Here is a 14,121-nt window from a genome sequence, read left to right as displayed (position 1 = left end):
CGTGGGGATGACGTTCCGGGCGAAGGGGTTGGTGACCGAGGCGATCGCCTCGGTCACCGGCACCATCGACAAGGGGCGGTTCGTCTCCGTCATCGGACCCAGCGGCTGCGGCAAGAGCACGCTGCTGGACCTGGTGTGCGGTCTTCAGCGGCCGTCGTCGGGCCGGATCGTCATCGACGGCGACCCGGTCACCGGCCCGCGCACCGACACCGCGATGGTGTTCCAGGAGGACTCGACGCTGCCGTGGCGCACCGTGCGCGAGAACGTGGAGTTCGGCCTGGAGGTCGCGGGGGTCGGCAAGGCCGAGCGCGCGGAGCGCGCGCGGGAGATGCTCGAGGTCGTCGGCCTGGCGGAGTTCGCCGACCACCGCCCGCGCCAGCTGTCGGGCGGGATGAAGCAACGCGTCGCGATCGCCCGGGCGCTGGTCACCGACCCGGGGATCCTGTTGATGGACGAGCCGTTCGGCGCGCTCGACCAGCAGACCCGGCTGCTGGTCGGCGCGGAGCTGACGCGGATCTGGGAGCGCACCCACAAGCGGGTGATGTTCGTCACGCACGACATCCAGGAGGCGGTGCTCCTGTCCGACGAGGTCTGGGTCATGTCCCGGCGGCCGTCGGTGATCAAGGCGGTCCGGCAGATCGACCTGCCTCGCCCGCGGCCCGCCGAGATCATCGGCGACCCACGGTTCCACGCCTACACCGACGACCTGTGGGAGCTGCTGCGCGTCGAGGTCGGGCCCGCGGCGGAGGAGTCCGCCGCATGACTGGCGCCCGGACCTCGATGGAGCTGCACGAGCTCGCCGTCACCCGCTGGGGGCTGAGGGCGCTGGCGGTCGTCGCGCTGCTCGGGCTCGCGTTCGCCGTGACCGCGGACGGGACCGTGTCGCCGCTCATCCTCCCGTCGCCCGACGTCATCTGGGACGCGCTCTGGGAGCGGATCGGGACCGCCGAGTTCCGCGCGGACCTGTGGCGGACGCTGCGGGAGATCGCCGCGTCGTCGGCGATCGGCGTGGTCGCCGGTGTGGCGGTCGGGATCGCCTCGTGGCGCTTCCCGCGCTTCGGCGCGGTGCTGGAGCCCTACCTGGCGGCGCTCTACGCGATGCCGACGATCGCGTTCTACCCCATCTTGCTCGCGGTGATGGGGCTGGGCTCCGGCCCGATCATCCTGATCGCGGCGGTGATGGTCTTCGTGCCGGTCGTCCTCAACACGGTGATCGGCCTGCGCGGCATCCGACCCGTCCTGATCAAGATGGGGCGGTCGGTCAACTGCTCGTCGCGGCAGCTGTTCTTCAAGGTGCTGCTGCCCGCCTCGGCGCCGCTGGTGTTCCCCGGCATCCGGCTCGGCGTCATGTACGGCGTCACGAGCACGATCGCGACGGAGTTCATCCTGGCCGACCAGGGGCTCGGCTACCGGATCAACCACGACTACGACAACTTCGTGATCCCGCGCATGTGGGCGGGGATCGTGATCGTCGTCCTGCTGGCCATGGCCATCATGTCGGCGCTGTCGCTCGTCGAGCGGCGGATCAGGAGCGACCTCGCATGAGCGCGCGCGTGGCGACGTTCTCGGCCCGCCGCACCGCGGTCGCCAAGGAGAAGCCGCGTAGGGACATGGCCGTCCTGGCCGGCCGCTGCGCGGTGCCCTTGGTGTGCCTCGCGTTGTGGAGCGTGTTCGCGCAGACCTCGACGCTCGTGCCGAGCGTGCCCGACACCGCGAGCGCGCTGTGGGAGGCGTTCTCCTCGGGGTCGGTCTTCGGCCCGTTGCTGGACTCGCTGAAGGCGGTCCTCGGCGGCTTCGCCATCGCCGCGGTCGTCGGGGTCCTGGTCGGCGTCGGGCTGGGACGGTCGCGGCTGCTCGGCCTCGCGTTCGAGCCGCTGGTCACGGCGATGTTCGCGACGCCGCGGATCATCCTCTACCCGGTGATGCTGGCGATCTTCGGCGTCGGCCTCCCGGCCAAGCTGTGGCTCGCCGTGCTGAGCGCGGTGTTCCCCATCATCTTGAACACCGCCGCGGGCATCCGCGACGTCAGCCCGACGTTCGTCAAGCTCGCCGCGGCCACGAGCTGCTCGCGGCGCCAGACCCTGCAGAAGATCTACCTGCCCGCGGCCGCCCCGGCGATCATGGTCGGGATCCGCGTCGGGTTCAGCATCTCCTTCGTCACCGTGACGATCGCGGAGATGTACGCGGCCAAGACGGGCCTCGGCCAGCTCGTGCAGACGGCCTATGCGTTCCAGCGCTACGACGAGCTGTTCGCGATGGTCGCGCTCATCACGCTGATCGCCCTCGCCGGCAACTTCGCGCTCTGGGCGGCCGAGCGCCGCGTCCGCGAGTCGATGACATGAACAACGCAGAACAGGAGGTGGAGGCGTGACGCACCACAACGGTGCAACAGCCCCGGTCGTGGAGATGGAGACGCTGGCGGCACCGCGGCTCGCGGTGCTCCGCATGCCCGTCCCGCTGGACGGTCGGGTCACCGCCGTCCCGGCGGACGGGGCGGGGGAGAGCGCGTTCAACACGTACTTGCTCACCGAGGGCGACGACGCGCTGCTCGTCGACACCGGCTTCCCGGCGTACGAGCAGGCGATGGTCTCGCAGCTGCGGCCGCTGGTGCGCGAGGGGCGCCGGCTCTCCGTGTTCCCGCTGCGCCTCGGCGAGTTCGACTCCTCGTCCAACGCGCTGGCGATCGCCTCCGCCTTCCGCGTGGAGAAGGTGTACGGGATCCAGGACAACGGCCTGCGCTGGATCAGCTTCGGGCGACCGCTGCCCGCGGGCCTGGACTACGAGAAGATCGGCCAGACCGGCACGATCCGCCTGGGGCGTCCGCCGACCCGCACGGTCACGGTGCTGGCGCCCTTGCTGCGCCTGCTGCAGACGCACTGGCTGTTCGACGAGGCGACGGGGACGCTGTTCACGTCCGACAGCTTCGGCTACGCCAAACGGGCGGTCGCGGGCGCGGGGCCGTGGGTCCTCCGCCCCGGCGACGCCGACGCCACCACCGTCGCCCACGTCCGGAGATGGATGCTGTCGATGCGCTACTGGTGGCTGTCGGGGGCACGGACCGACGCGCTGCGCGCCGACCTCGCCGAGATCTTCGAGCGGTTCGCGGTCCGACGGATCGCGCCCGCCTACGGGTGCGTCCTGGAGGGCGCGGAGGTCGTCGCCCGCCACGTCGACCTGGTCGATCGCGCGCTCGCGGCCCTGGGCAGCGAGCAGCCGCGCGTGGAGCAGGCGGCATGACGGTCAACCCGCTTCCGCGCCGTCTCGCCGACGGCGTCTACTGGCTCGGCGCCTGCTACGAGCATCCGCGCGGCGACGGCGAGCTCCTGCACAGCTACAACTCGGCCTACCTGGTGGCCGGCGAGCGCGCCAGCATGCTGATCGAGGCCGGCTTCCCCGGCGACGTGGCCGAGGTCGAGGCGCAGGTCGACGGGCTGCTGGCCGAGGGGCTGGCGCCGCTGAAGCACCTGTTCGTCACGCACCAGGAGACGCCGCACGCCGCCGGCTCGGCGCGCTTCTTGGAGCGCTATCCCGACCTGCGGCTGTGCGGCGACACGCGCGACTTCCATCTCGTCTTCCCCGAGCACGCCGACCGTGTGGATCGGCTGCGGATCGGCGACGCGATCGACCTCGGCGGCACGCGCGTCGAGGCCGTCGGAGCGGTCATCCGCGATCTGGAGTCGACCCTCTGGGCCTTCGACGAGCGCTCGCGCACGCTGTTCCCCGGGGACGGGTTCGCCTACGGCCACGTGCACGCCGACGGCCACTGCGGCCACCTGGCGGAGGAAGCCGAGGACCTGCCGCTGCCGGACATGGCGGCGATGTTCGCCGCCTACGCGCTGCACTGGACGCGCTTCCAGGACATGGAGCCGTTCGTGTCCGCGCTGGCGGAGCAGATCGCGAGGCTCGGCGTGCGCCGGATCGCCTCGACCCATGGCCTGCCCATCGGCGACGTGGCGGCCACCGCGCCGCTCGTCTACGAGGGTCTGCGCAGCGGGAGCGCCGGCACGGCAGAGGTGCTCAAGGATGTTCGTTGATCAACAACAAGAAGGTGATGTCATGAAGAAGGAGCTGATCGCGGCTCCGAGCGTCGCCGCCGGCCTCGGCGGGCGCATTTGGAGTCCAGGGCTGAAGGTCGGGCCGTGGCTCTTCCTCTCGGGGTGCGCGCCGTACGACACCGAGAAGCAGCAGACGATCGGTCGCGGACCGGGGACCGGGACGACGCCCGGCAAGATCGACGCCGAGGCGCAGTGGCGTCAGGCCCTGAACAACATCGAGGACCTGGTCAAGGCCGCGGGCGGGACGATGTCGGACGTCGTGATGGCCAACGTCTTCGTCTCCGACATCCACTTCTACCACGAGTACCAGTGGATCCGCCAGGAGTACTTCGACGAGCCCTACCCGGTATCGACCGTCGTCGAGGTGGCCAACCTCGTCCACCCCGACTGGGTCGTCGAGATCGAGGCCATTGCCTACATCGAGGGCAACGAGGGCTGATCCGGCCATGCGCCGCCCCGACGACGGGACGGAGCGCCCGCCCCAGCGAGCCGACCAGCCGACACGGTGGCGGCTTCGCTGGCTGCGTGGCCTGCTCGCGCAATGCGGCGTGATCGACGCCACCGCGCAGCAGGTCTTCGTCGGCGACGAGCGAGCCTGCTCGGACGCCGACGAGCGCCGCCGCCCGATGCCCTGAGCGGGCGCCGGGCGGCGCGCTAGATCGCGGCGCCCGGGTTGAGGATGCCGCGCGGGTCGAACACCGCGCGGATCCCCTGGTGGAGGCGCGCGGCGTCGCCCAGCTGACGGGCGGCCGCCGCGCGCTTGAGCTTGCCGACGCCGTGCTCGCCGGTGACCGTGCCGCCCAGGTCGAGCGCGAGGTTCATGATGTCCTCGAACGCGCGGGCGGCCCGGTGGGCGTGGTCGGGGTCGTGGTGGTCGTAGACGATCGTGGGGTGCAGGTTGCCGTCGCCCGCGTGGCCGAACGTGCCGACGACGACCGCGTGGCGGGCAGCGATGGCGGCGATGCCGTCCAGCAGCGTGGCGAGGCGATCGACCGGCACGCCGACGTCGTCCAGCAGCGTCGCGCCCTGGCGCTCCAGCGCCGGGTAGGCGAGGGTCCGGGCGGCCAGGAGCATGCGGCCCTCGGCCTCCTCGTCGGAGGTGACGACCAGCGCGGCGCCGTGGGCCTCGCAGAGCTCGGCGAGCGCGTCGGCGGCGGCAAGGCCCTCGTCGGCACGGGCGAAGAGCATCGCGCCGGCGTCGCGGTCGAGGTCCATGGGCTCGAGGTCCTCTACGGCGTTGATCGAGGCACGGTCCATGATCTCCAGCAGCGACGGCACGTGACGGCGCATGATCGCCGCGACCGCGCGCCCGGCGGCGGCGAGGTCGGGGAACGACGCGGCCAGCGTCGCGGCGCCGGTGACCCGCGGAACCAGTCGCAGCGTCGCCTCGGTGACGACGGCCAAGGTGCCCTCGGAGCCGACCAGCAGCGAGGCGAGGTCGTAGCCGACGACGTCCTTGCGGGTGCGGCCACCGAGCCGGACGACCTCGCCGCCGGGCAGCACGGCCTCCAGGCCCAGGACGAAGTCGCGCGTGACGCCGTGCTTGACGCAGCACAGGCCACCGGCGTTGGTGGCGACGTTGCCGCCGATCGTCGAGAACGCGGCGCTGGCCGGATCCGGCGGGTACCACAGGTCGTGCTCGGCGGCGGCCGACTTGATGTCGTTGTTGATCGCGCCGGGCTGAGCGACGGCCAGCAGCGCGGCATCGTCGACGTGGATCCCGGTCATGCGGTCCAGCGCGAGGATCCAGCTGCCGTCGACGGCATTGGCGCCGCCGGACAGGCCGGAGCCGGCGCCGCGCGGGACGACCGGGACGCCGTGCTCGTGGGCGACGCGCAGGACGCGCTGCACGTCGGCGCGCGCGTGAGCCCGGATCAGCGCGCTGGGCATCCCGGGGTCCAGGAAGGCGATGGCCGCCTGGTCGCGGCGGTGCGCCTCCAGGACGTCGGGATCGGTGGTGACGTCGATGGCGTCGCCGAGCTGCCCGAGCGCGCTCATGAGCGGATCGCGGCCTGGGCGGCGGCCAGCCGGGCGACGGGGACGCGGAAGGGGGAGCAGGACACGTAGTCGATTCCGTTGTGATGGAAGAAGTCGATGGAGTCGGGGTCGCCGCCGTGCTCGCCGCAGACGCCGAGCTTCAGGGCGGGCTTGGTGGTCCGGCCGAGCCACGCGCCCATGCGCACGAGCTGGCCGACGCCGGGCGCGTCGAGGGTCTCGAACGGCGAGCGATCCAAGACCTTCATGTCGATGTAGCGGCCGAGGACGCGGCTCTCGATGTCGTCGCGCGAGAACCCCAGGGCGGTCTGGGTGAGGTCGTTGGTGCCGAACGAGAAGAAGTCCGCCTCGGCGGCGATCGCGTCGGCCTGCAGGCAGGCGCGCGGCAGCTCGATCATCGTGCCGATGGCGTACCGCTCGCCGCGGTGCAGGCCGTGCTCGTCCATGACCTGTTCGACGAGCGCGCGCAGCAGCTCCAGCTCGCGCTCGTAGACGACCAAGGGGATCATGATCTCGACGTCGGGCCACTCCCTCCAGGTCTCGTGGTGGGAGAGCATCGCGCCGGCGATCGCGCGGGCCTGCATGGCGTACAGCTCGGGATGCAGGAGCCCGAGGCGCGCGCCGCGGGTTCCGAGCATCGGGTTGGCCTCCTGCAGCGCGGCGGCGCGGTCGCGGGCCGGGCCCGGCGGCATCGTCGCCGGATCGGGGAGGAACTCGTGCAGCGGCGGATCGAGCAGGCGGATCGTCACCGGCAGCCCGTCCATGGCGGCGAAGATGCCCTCGAAGTCGCCCTGCTGCAAGGGCAGCAGCGCGCCGAGGCAGCGGCGGCGCTCCTCGTCGTCCTCGGCGAGGATCACCTCCACCATCTTCTCGTGGCGGTCCTCGCCGAAGAACATGTGCTCGGTCCGGCACAGGCCGATGCCCTGCGCGCCCAGCTCGCGTGCCTTGGCGGCGTCGGCGGGCGTGTCGGCGTTGGCGCGGACGTCGAGCGTGCGCAGCTCGTCGGCCCAGCCCAGGACCGTGAGCAGGTCCTCGCTCGGCTCGGGCTCGGCCAGCGGGACGTCGGCGGTGGTGACCGCGCCGGTGGTGCCGTCGATGGCGATGAGGTCGCCCTCGTCGAGGGTGGCGTCGCCGACGCGGACGGTGCGAGCGGCGAGGTCGATCTCCAGCGCGGCGGCGCCGGTGACGGCGGGAACGCCCATGCCGCGGGCGACGAGCGCGGCATGGGACGCCTTGCCGCCCTCGGCGGTCAGGACGCCCTTGGCCGCGTGGAAGCCCGCGACGTCGTCGGCCTCGGTGAACGGGCGGACCAAGACCACGTCCTTGCCTTCGGCGGCCGCGGCCACCGCGTCGGCCGCGTGGAAGACGATGGCGCCCTTGGCCGCGCCGGGTGACGCCGCCACTCCGCGCGCGAGCACGTCGTACGTCGCGTCGGGGTCGAAGGTCGGGTGTAGCAGGGCATCGAGCTTCTCGGCGTCGATGGTCATCAGCGCCTGCGGCTTGTCCAACAACCCTTCGTTCACCGCGTCGACCACGAAGCGCACCGCCGCCTGCGCGGGGCGCTTGGCGTTGCGGGTCTGCAACATGTAAAGCTTGCCCTCTTCGACCGTGAACTCGGTGTCCTGCATGTCGCCGTAGTGGCGTTCCAGCGTGCGCAAGATGTCCATCAACTGCGCGTGGACGCGGGGCTGCCACGTCCTCAGCTCGTAGAGGTCGCGTGGCGTGCGGACGCCGGAGACGACGTCCTCGCCCTGGGCGTTGACCAGGAAGTCGCCGGACGGCTCGGGTGCGCCGGTGACCTCATCGCGGCTGAACGCCACGCCGGAGCCGGACGTGTCGCCCCTGTTGCCGAAGACCATCTGCTGGACGTTGACCGCGGTGCCCCAGTCGTCGGGGATGGCATCCATGCGCCGGTAGGCCACGGCGCGGTCGCCCATCCAGGAGTCGAAGACCGCGCGGACCGCGCCCGCGAGCTGCTCCTGGGGGTCGCTCGGGAACGCGTAGAACCCCTTGAACGTCGAGGTCAGCTCCCGCAGCGCCTCCATGTCCAGCTCCGTGTCCTCCTTCACGCCTCGCGCCTTCTTGCAGGCCTTGATCGCGTCCTCGAACTTCTCCCCCGGGATCCCGACGACCACGTTCCCGTACATCTGCACGAAGCGCCGGTAGGAGTCCCAGGCGAAGCGCTCGTTGCCGGTCTTCTCCGCCAGGCCGACGACCGACTCGTCGTTCATGCCCAGGTTCAACACCGTGTCCATCATCCCCGGCATGGACTCGCGCGCGCCCGAGCGCACCGACACCAACAACGGATCGGAAGGATCGCCGAGCGTCTTGCCGGCGCTGGCCTCCAGATCCCGCAAAGCGGTCGCCACCTGCTCCTCCAACCCCTCCGGGAACGTCCGCTCGGCGTTCATGTAGGCCACGCACGCCTCGGTGGTGATCGTGAACCCCGTCGGCACGCGCTCCGCGCCGAGCACGCGCGTCATCTCCGCCACGTTGGCGCCCTTGCCGCCGAGCAGGTCGCGCATGTCGCGCGACCCCTCGTCGAACCGGTAGACGTACCTCACGTCGCGACGACCGGGTTGCGCAGCACGCCGATCCCCTCGACCTCGACCTCGACGACGTCGCCGTCTTCGAGGAACCGGGGCGGGTCGGCGAACGCGCCGCAGCCCCACGGCGTGCCGGTCAGCAGGACGTCGCCGGGCAGCAGGGTGAAGGACTTCGAGCAGAACGACACCAGCTCGGCGACGCCGAAGACCATCTCGCTGGTCGACGAATCCTGCACGATCTCGCCGTTGACGCGCGTGGAGAGGCGCACGGCCTGGGGATCGCCCAGCGCGTCGGCCGTGACAACCGTGGGGCCGAGTGGGCAGAAGGTGTCCAGGGACTTGCCGCGCACCCACTGGCCGTCGGAGAACTGCACGTCGCGGGCCGACACGTCGTTGGCGGCCGTGTAGCCGAAGACGTGGTCCAGGGCGTCCTCGACGCCGACGTCGCGCGTGGGCCGGCCGATCACCGCCGCCAGCTCGACCTCCCAGTCGACCTGGCGGGTGACCGAGCGGGCGAACGCGATCGTCTCGCCCGGCCCGATCACCGTGCCGCGCAGCTTGGCGAACACCAGCGGCGTGGTCGGGCGCTCCATGTCGGCCTCGCGGATGTGGTCGAGGTAGTTGAGCCCGATGCAGACGATGCTCGACGGGCGCATGGGCGCGAGCAGGGGCGCGTCCGCGGGCGCCGGCTCGCCGGGCGCGAGGGCGGCGGCGCGCGCGGGCTCCGGCAGCGCGAGGAGGTCGGTCAGCGTGCGACCGGTGCCGCCGCGGACGCGGGTGCGCGCGCCGTCGTCGTCGATCGTGACCACGCAGGGCGTTCCGTCCAGGTCAACGGTGGCGAATCTCATCAGGCTCCAATTGGTCCGACAGCTTTGGTCCTGCCAATATACTTCGCGGCCATGGCCGCCGTCGACCCGTTGACCGAGCACCTCGCCGACTACATCGCCACGCACGCTCTGGAGCCCGGCTCCCGCCTGCCCCCGGAGCGCGAGCTCGCGGCGCAGATCGGCATCTCGCGCTCAGCGCTGCGCGAGGCGACGCGCCGGCTGATCGGCGTGGGGCTGCTCGAGCCGCGCACCGGCTCGGGCACCTACCTGGCCGAGGTCGACCACGCCGACCTGATGCTGGTGCGCCTGCAGCTCGAGCCGACGGCCGCGAGCCTCGCCGCCGCGCGCGCCGACGACGCCCAGCTGGCGGAGATCCGGTCGCAGTTCGGACGCCTGCGCCGCCTCGTCGGCCGGCCGGCGGCTTTCGCGGACGCCGATCTGGAGCTCCACGGGGCCATCGCCGACCTGTCCCGCAACCGGTTCCTGCAGGGATGCCTGGCCCAGCTGAACGCGGTGCTGCGTCTCTCGCGTGCCCGCACCGCGCCCGACCCGCAGCGCCGCGCTCAAACCGTCGCGGAGTTGGACGACCTCGTCTCGGCGCTGCTCCGCCGTGACGCCGACGGGGCTGAGGCGGCGATGCGCGCGCACCTGCTCGGCGTGCGCGAGACGCTCGGCTGAGCCGGCGGGAACGCTACGACGCCAGCTCGGCGTTGGCTCGGGCGAGGACCGTGGCGAGCACGTCGCCGGCGACGGCGAGCTGCTCGGCGGGCAGGTCGCCCCAGAGGCGCCCGGTGATCTCGGTGGTCGCTGCCAGGACCCGCGAGTGGAGCGCGCGGCCGCTCTCGCCGACCGCGATCCGCGACGGCTCGCCGGCGGTCGGTTGCACGAGGCCCTTCGCGACGAGGCGCTCGACCTGGGCGCGGGCTTGCGGCTCGTCGACCTTCAGGACGTCGCCGACGCGGGCCGCCGGCGAGGTCGAGCGATCCGGCGGCACCGGCCCACAGCGCGATCCCGAAGAGCCGGCACCGCCCAAGAGCCGAGCGCGGTGGTCGATCGTCATCGACGTCAGGGTGATGTGGCGGTCGGGATTCGAGCCGCGCGTGGGTGGACCTCGGAGACGTGTCGCGTGCCCGGTGGCTCGCGGAGGTCGAAGGAACGGCCGAGGAGGCGTTGGACGGCCTCGTTCAGCGGGGCGTCGACATCGTGGAGGCGGGCCAGGAGGACGAGCTCGCCGTTGAGGTGGTCGACCTCGTGGCCGCGGGCGTCGGGGCGCGCGAAGGACTGCCAGGTCGACATGCCGCCGGGCCGGTCGGTGAGGCGGGGATGGACGACGAAGCCGGAGGTGTCGACGGTCTGCTCGGTTGACGGGTCGGCGAAGGCGACGCCGGCCGCGGTCAGCACGGTGCGCGCCTCCTTCACGAGCGCCTCCTTGAGCGCGGCGATCTCGTCGGGCGTGCCGGAGAGGACGTCGACGGCGTTGTTGACGTTCCACAACAACTTGGACGCCTTCCAGCGGGCGATGTCGTCGGTGGCCTGCACCGCGTAGCCGGCACCGTTCCACTGCGCGGCGATCGCGTCGGCCAGCGGGTCGGGGCCCGCCGGGTAGCGGCCGAGCAGGACGACGGCGATCGTCGGCGCCGAGCGCACCTCGACCACGCCCGGCTCGACGAAGCTCGCGGGCAGGTGGAACGACGCGCCCAGCACGTGCCGGAAGCGCCGCAGCGCCTTGCGCTCGGCGGCCAGGCCGTTCTGGAGGGTCACGACGGGGAGGTCGGCGACCAGGCCGCCGCCGCGGACCGGCCGCCACGCCCACTCCGCCAACGTCGCGTCGAGATCCTGGGTCTTGACCGTGACGACGAGGACGTCGTCGGGCTCCAGCGCGTCGAGCTCGTCGGCGCTCGTCACCTTCAACCGCAACGACACCTCGCCCGCCGGCCGGCGGTAGCGCAGGCCGTCGGACCGCAGCGCCTCCAGCTGGCGCCCGCGCGCGACCAGGATGTAGTCCAACCCGGCCTCGTGCAGCTGGGCGGCCAGCGAGGCGCCCGTCGCGCCCGCGCCGACGATGACGTACCGCGTCGCGCCGCTCACTGGCCCAGCACCCGTCGGCCGACGGCGACGCGCGCGGCGTCCTCCTGCGGCGGGTGCACCCGCGCGCAGAGCACGTCGCGCAGGTGACGCTCCAGCGGGTGCGACCGCGACAGCGCCGGGTTGCCCAGCGCGGCGACCGCGGTCTGCACGGCCTCGATCGCGTTGCGCGCGATCACCGGCTTGGCGATCTGCGTCCGGCGCACCGCGTCGGCGTCGCCCGCCTCGGCCCGCGCGGTCAACCCGTACACCAATTCCTCGGCGGTGACGATCAGCCCCTCGATCGCGCCGGCCACGCTCTGGATCCGCTCGGTCGTCGCGATCGGCCGCCCCAGGGCGCTGGGCACGCGCTCGCGCGCGAAGGTCGCGAAGGCCTCCTGCGCGGCCCGCGCCACGCCGACGTAGATCACCGCGTGCAGCAGGCTCGACGGCCCGCCGCGTCCGACCGGGTCGACGTACACGCCGTCGGTGAACGGGATCTCCAGGAAGTGCTCCTCGGGCACGACCACGTCGGCGTAGACGACGTCGTGCGTGCCGCTGCCGCGCAGCCCGAGGTGGTCCCAGGTCTCGATGACCTCGATCCCCGGCGTCCCGCGCGGCACGATCAGGTGCCCCACGCGCGGCCGCGCCTCGTCGGTCTTGGCCCACACGAAGTGGTAGTCCAGGTCGGCCGCGCCGGTCACGTAGGCCTTGCGGCCCGACAGCGACCACCCGTCGGCGGTCCGGTGCGCGGTCGTCTTCGGCAGCCCGCCGCGCGCCGGCGCGCCCAGCTCCGGCTCGGCGCGCGCGGAGTTCAGCGACACCGGCCCGCGCGCGGCGGCGGCCAGGAAGTCCTCGTACAACCGCGCCGGCCACGCCTGCCTGGCGCGCTGCTTCTCGATCGCGTGGATGCTGTTGACCAGGATCAGCCCCGCCGCCGGATCGCCCTGCGACACCGCCTGGACCAACCGCGACAACTCGACCAGGCTCACGTGGTCGGCGAAGACGACGTCGTAGGCGCCGGCGTCGTGCAGGTCCCGCAGCGTCGGCCCCGGGAACGTCGCGGTGCGGTCGACGTGCTCGGCGCGGCGGGCGGCGATCTCGGTGAACGACGCCAGCCGCTCCGGCGTCAGCGTCGGCGCCGTGTCGGCCACGGCGCTCATCGGGCCCGGCTCCCGGCGCCGATGCCCAGGTTGGCGCGGAACGTCGTGCCCTCGTACTCGGTGCGGAACCGCCCGCGCCGCCGCAGCTCGGGCACCAGCCCGTCCACGATCGACCGGATGCCGCGCGGGTTGGACTCCACGTTGAAGGCGAACCCGTCGGCGGCGCGCGCGTCGACCCAGGCCTCCAGGTCGTCGGCGACCTGCTCCGGCGCGCCGACCACCACGCGGTGGCCGGCGAGGAAGTTGTTCAACAGCACCTGGCGGGTGGTCAGGTCCTTGTCCTTGGCCTCCTGGACGAGGTTGCCGCGCTGCTGGCGGTCGTAGGGCGAGGCGTGCTCGACCTCGATCGCGTCGTAGGGCAGCGGCCGGTCGTCGCGCAGCTGCCCCGCGCCGATCCCGAGCTTCTCGGCCAGCGCCTCGCGCAGGTGGTCGAAGTCGAGCTGCTCGTCGAGGTCGCGCTTGATCTGTCGCGCCTCCTCCTCGGTGGAGCCGACGATCGGCAGCAGGCCGGGCAGGAGCAGGACGTCGTCGCTCGACCGCCCGGCCCCCTCCGCGTAGCGCCCGACGTCGGCGGTGAACTTCTGACCGGAGGCGATCGTGCGGTGCTTGGTGAACAGCGCGTCGGCCCAGCGCGCGCCGAACTGCTTGCTCTGCTCGGAAGCACCGGCCTGCACGATCACCGGCTTGTTGTCCTCGAACGGCGGCACGCTGTGGATGCCCTTGGCGCGGAAGTGGCGTCCTTCGAACTCCACCGGGCGCGTCCGGGCCACGTCGACGTAGCGGTGCGCGCCGGCGTCGGCGACGACCGCCTCCTGGGGCAGCGAGTCCCAGAGCTGGTGGACGATCGTGACGAACTCCTCGGCGCGCTCGTACTTGGCGTCGCGCTCGTGGACGGTGTCGAGTCCCAGGACGTCCAGCGCGGCGGCGTTCTGCGAGGTGATGACGTTCCACCCGGCGCGGCCGCGGCTCAGGTGGTCCAGCGAGGCGATGTCGCGGGCGACCTGAAACGGCGCGCCGTAGACCGAGTTGATGGTCGCGATCAACCCGATGTTCTCGGTCGCGACGGCGATCGCCGAGAAGACGACCGTCGGGTCCAGCGAGCGCCACGGCCGGCGCGGCGGGTCGTCGGCCGACAGGCCGCCGAAGCTGTCGGGCATGAAGATCGCGTCGAGCTTGCCCGCCTCGGCGATCCGGGCGTTCTCGACGAGCTGGTCGATGTTGGTGGACAACGTCGCCGCGTCGTCCTGGGCCTTCCAGGCCGCGTCGTGGATGCCCGATGGCGTGAGGTTGAAGACCAGGCGGACGGGTCTCTTCTCGGGCAAGTCGTACTCCTGAACGATCGTGGGGAAGGGGCGGAACGGGCCACGACGCTAGGCGCCGCGGCGGGAGGCGTCCAAGTGGGATCGGCGATGGCCATCGATCACGAACGACGATGCGAGGACGCATCAGCGGCCCTTATGGCATCCGATCG

General features: G+C 72.3%; 15 protein-coding genes. 8 read left to right on the top strand and 7 right to left on the bottom strand.

The window, feature by feature from the left end; all coding sequences use genetic code 11:
- Positions 1 to 7: 7 nt before the first annotated feature.
- Genes VFG42_RS24050 through VFG42_RS24020 form a run of 7 tightly spaced genes read left to right on the top strand, consistent with a single transcriptional unit; the run spans position 8 to position 4,690 of the window.
- Entirely contained in the window at positions 8 to 763 is a 756-nt protein-coding gene (locus VFG42_RS24050) for an ABC transporter ATP-binding protein (RefSeq protein ID WP_324911375.1), read from the top strand.
- Positions 760 to 1,545 carry an ABC transporter permease gene (locus tag VFG42_RS24045; RefSeq protein WP_324911374.1) on the top strand — a complete coding sequence of 262 codons (786 nt, stop codon included), beginning with the start codon at positions 760 to 762 and terminating at the stop codon, positions 1,543 to 1,545. Before VFG42_RS24050 ends, VFG42_RS24045 begins: the two co-directional genes overlap by 4 nt.
- Positions 1,542 to 2,342 carry an ABC transporter permease gene (locus VFG42_RS24040; protein WP_324911373.1) on the top strand — a complete coding sequence of 267 codons (801 nt, stop codon included), beginning with the start codon at positions 1,542 to 1,544 and terminating at the stop codon, positions 2,340 to 2,342. Before VFG42_RS24045 ends, VFG42_RS24040 begins: the two co-directional genes overlap by 4 nt.
- Positions 2,343 to 2,367: 25 nt before the next feature.
- Entirely contained in the window at positions 2,368 to 3,237 is an 870-nt protein-coding gene (locus VFG42_RS24035) for an MBL fold metallo-hydrolase (RefSeq protein WP_324911372.1), read from the top strand.
- Positions 3,234 to 4,034, top strand: a complete 801-nt coding sequence (locus tag VFG42_RS24030) for an MBL fold metallo-hydrolase (RefSeq protein WP_324911371.1) — start codon at positions 3,234 to 3,236, stop codon at positions 4,032 to 4,034. Before VFG42_RS24035 ends, VFG42_RS24030 begins: the two co-directional genes overlap by 4 nt.
- Before the next feature lie 22 nt (positions 4,035 to 4,056).
- Positions 4,057 to 4,494 carry a RidA family protein gene (locus VFG42_RS24025; RefSeq protein ID WP_324911370.1) on the top strand — a complete coding sequence of 146 codons (438 nt, stop codon included), beginning with the start codon at positions 4,057 to 4,059 and terminating at the stop codon, positions 4,492 to 4,494.
- A 7-nt stretch (positions 4,495 to 4,501) separates the two neighbouring features.
- Positions 4,502 to 4,690: a hypothetical protein gene (locus VFG42_RS24020; RefSeq protein ID WP_324911369.1), complete on the top strand. Its 189-nt coding sequence runs from the start codon at positions 4,502 to 4,504 to the stop codon at positions 4,688 to 4,690.
- 19 nt (positions 4,691 to 4,709) lie between these two features.
- Here VFG42_RS24020 and VFG42_RS24015 read toward each other — a convergent pair whose 3' ends face one another.
- From VFG42_RS24015 to VFG42_RS24005, 3 genes are read right to left on the bottom strand one after another with little or no spacing between them, the layout of a single operon-like run.
- Positions 4,710 to 6,053: an FAD-binding oxidoreductase gene (locus VFG42_RS24015; RefSeq protein ID WP_324911367.1), complete on the bottom strand. Its 1,344-nt coding sequence runs from the start codon at positions 6,051 to 6,053 to the stop codon at positions 4,710 to 4,712.
- Complete coding sequence (ppdK, locus tag VFG42_RS24010) at positions 6,050 to 8,614, bottom strand: pyruvate, phosphate dikinase (protein ID WP_324911366.1); 2,565 nt, start codon at positions 8,612 to 8,614, stop codon at positions 6,050 to 6,052. Before ppdK ends, VFG42_RS24015 begins: the two co-directional genes overlap by 4 nt.
- Positions 8,611 to 9,444 (bottom strand): fumarylacetoacetate hydrolase family protein, encoded by an 834-nt coding sequence (locus VFG42_RS24005; protein WP_324911365.1) that lies wholly within the window; start codon positions 9,442 to 9,444, stop codon positions 8,611 to 8,613. Before VFG42_RS24005 ends, ppdK begins: the two co-directional genes overlap by 4 nt.
- 51 nt (positions 9,445 to 9,495) lie before the next feature.
- Between VFG42_RS24005 and VFG42_RS24000 the strand changes: the two genes are divergently transcribed.
- The gene (locus VFG42_RS24000) at positions 9,496 to 10,101 is read left to right on the top strand and encodes a FadR/GntR family transcriptional regulator (RefSeq protein WP_324911364.1); all 606 of its coding nucleotides are present in this window, start codon (positions 9,496 to 9,498) and stop codon (positions 10,099 to 10,101) included.
- A gap of 13 nt (positions 10,102 to 10,114) precedes the next feature.
- On the opposite strand, the gene VFG42_RS23995 is transcribed toward VFG42_RS24000, so the two are convergent.
- The 4 genes from VFG42_RS23995 to VFG42_RS23980 form a co-directional block, all read right to left on the bottom strand.
- On the bottom strand, positions 10,115 to 10,417 hold the full coding sequence (locus VFG42_RS23995) for a hypothetical protein (RefSeq protein WP_324911363.1): 303 nt from the start codon (positions 10,415 to 10,417) through the stop codon (positions 10,115 to 10,117).
- A 71-nt stretch (positions 10,418 to 10,488) separates the two neighbouring features.
- Positions 10,489 to 11,511 (bottom strand): ketopantoate reductase family protein, encoded by a 1,023-nt coding sequence (locus tag VFG42_RS23990; protein WP_324911362.1) that lies wholly within the window; start codon positions 11,509 to 11,511, stop codon positions 10,489 to 10,491.
- Complete coding sequence (locus tag VFG42_RS23985; protein ID WP_324911361.1) at positions 11,508 to 12,650, bottom strand: acyl-CoA dehydrogenase; 1,143 nt, start codon at positions 12,648 to 12,650, stop codon at positions 11,508 to 11,510. The genes VFG42_RS23990 and VFG42_RS23985 overlap by 4 nt, the downstream gene beginning before the upstream one ends.
- Positions 12,647 to 13,972: an NtaA/DmoA family FMN-dependent monooxygenase gene (locus tag VFG42_RS23980; RefSeq protein ID WP_324911360.1), complete on the bottom strand. Its 1,326-nt coding sequence runs from the start codon at positions 13,970 to 13,972 to the stop codon at positions 12,647 to 12,649. The genes VFG42_RS23985 and VFG42_RS23980 overlap by 4 nt, the downstream gene beginning before the upstream one ends.
- Between the last annotated feature and the right edge of the window lie 149 nt (positions 13,973 to 14,121).

Origin of the sequence: Baekduia sp. (assembly GCF_035685985.1) — a bacterium.
In the GTDB taxonomy this organism is placed as follows: domain Bacteria; phylum Actinomycetota; class Thermoleophilia; order Solirubrobacterales; family Solirubrobacteraceae; genus Baekduia.
The sequence above is the reverse complement of the archived record's forward strand: the minus strand, read 5'-3'. Positions and strand labels throughout refer to the sequence as shown.

What these genes read in the sequence shown, in the direction of transcription:
- VFG42_RS24045 (WP_324911374.1), top strand. Translation starts at nt 760, where the DNA reads ATGACTGGCGCCCGGACCTCGATGGAGCTGCACGAGCTCGCCGTCACC.
- VFG42_RS24020 (WP_324911369.1), top strand. Translation starts at nt 4,502, where the DNA reads ATGCGCCGCCCCGACGACGGGACGGAGCGCCCGCCCCAGCGAGCCGAC.
- VFG42_RS24015 (WP_324911367.1), bottom strand. Translation starts at nt 6,053, where the DNA reads ATGAGCGCGCTCGGGCAGCTCGGCGACGCCATCGACGTCACCACCGAT.
- VFG42_RS23985 (WP_324911361.1), bottom strand. Translation starts at nt 12,650, where the DNA reads ATGAGCGCCGTGGCCGACACGGCGCCGACGCTGACGCCGGAGCGGCTG.
- VFG42_RS24040 (WP_324911373.1), top strand. Translation starts at nt 1,542, where the DNA reads ATGAGCGCGCGCGTGGCGACGTTCTCGGCCCGCCGCACCGCGGTCGCC.
- VFG42_RS24030 (WP_324911371.1), top strand. Translation starts at nt 3,234, where the DNA reads ATGACGGTCAACCCGCTTCCGCGCCGTCTCGCCGACGGCGTCTACTGG.
- VFG42_RS24000 (WP_324911364.1), top strand. Translation starts at nt 9,496, where the DNA reads ATGGCCGCCGTCGACCCGTTGACCGAGCACCTCGCCGACTACATCGCC.
- VFG42_RS24050 (WP_324911375.1), top strand. Translation starts at nt 8, where the DNA reads ATGACGTTCCGGGCGAAGGGGTTGGTGACCGAGGCGATCGCCTCGGTC.
- VFG42_RS24005 (WP_324911365.1), bottom strand. Translation starts at nt 9,444, where the DNA reads ATGAGATTCGCCACCGTTGACCTGGACGGAACGCCCTGCGTGGTCACG.
- VFG42_RS24025 (WP_324911370.1), top strand. Translation starts at nt 4,057, where the DNA reads ATGAAGAAGGAGCTGATCGCGGCTCCGAGCGTCGCCGCCGGCCTCGGC.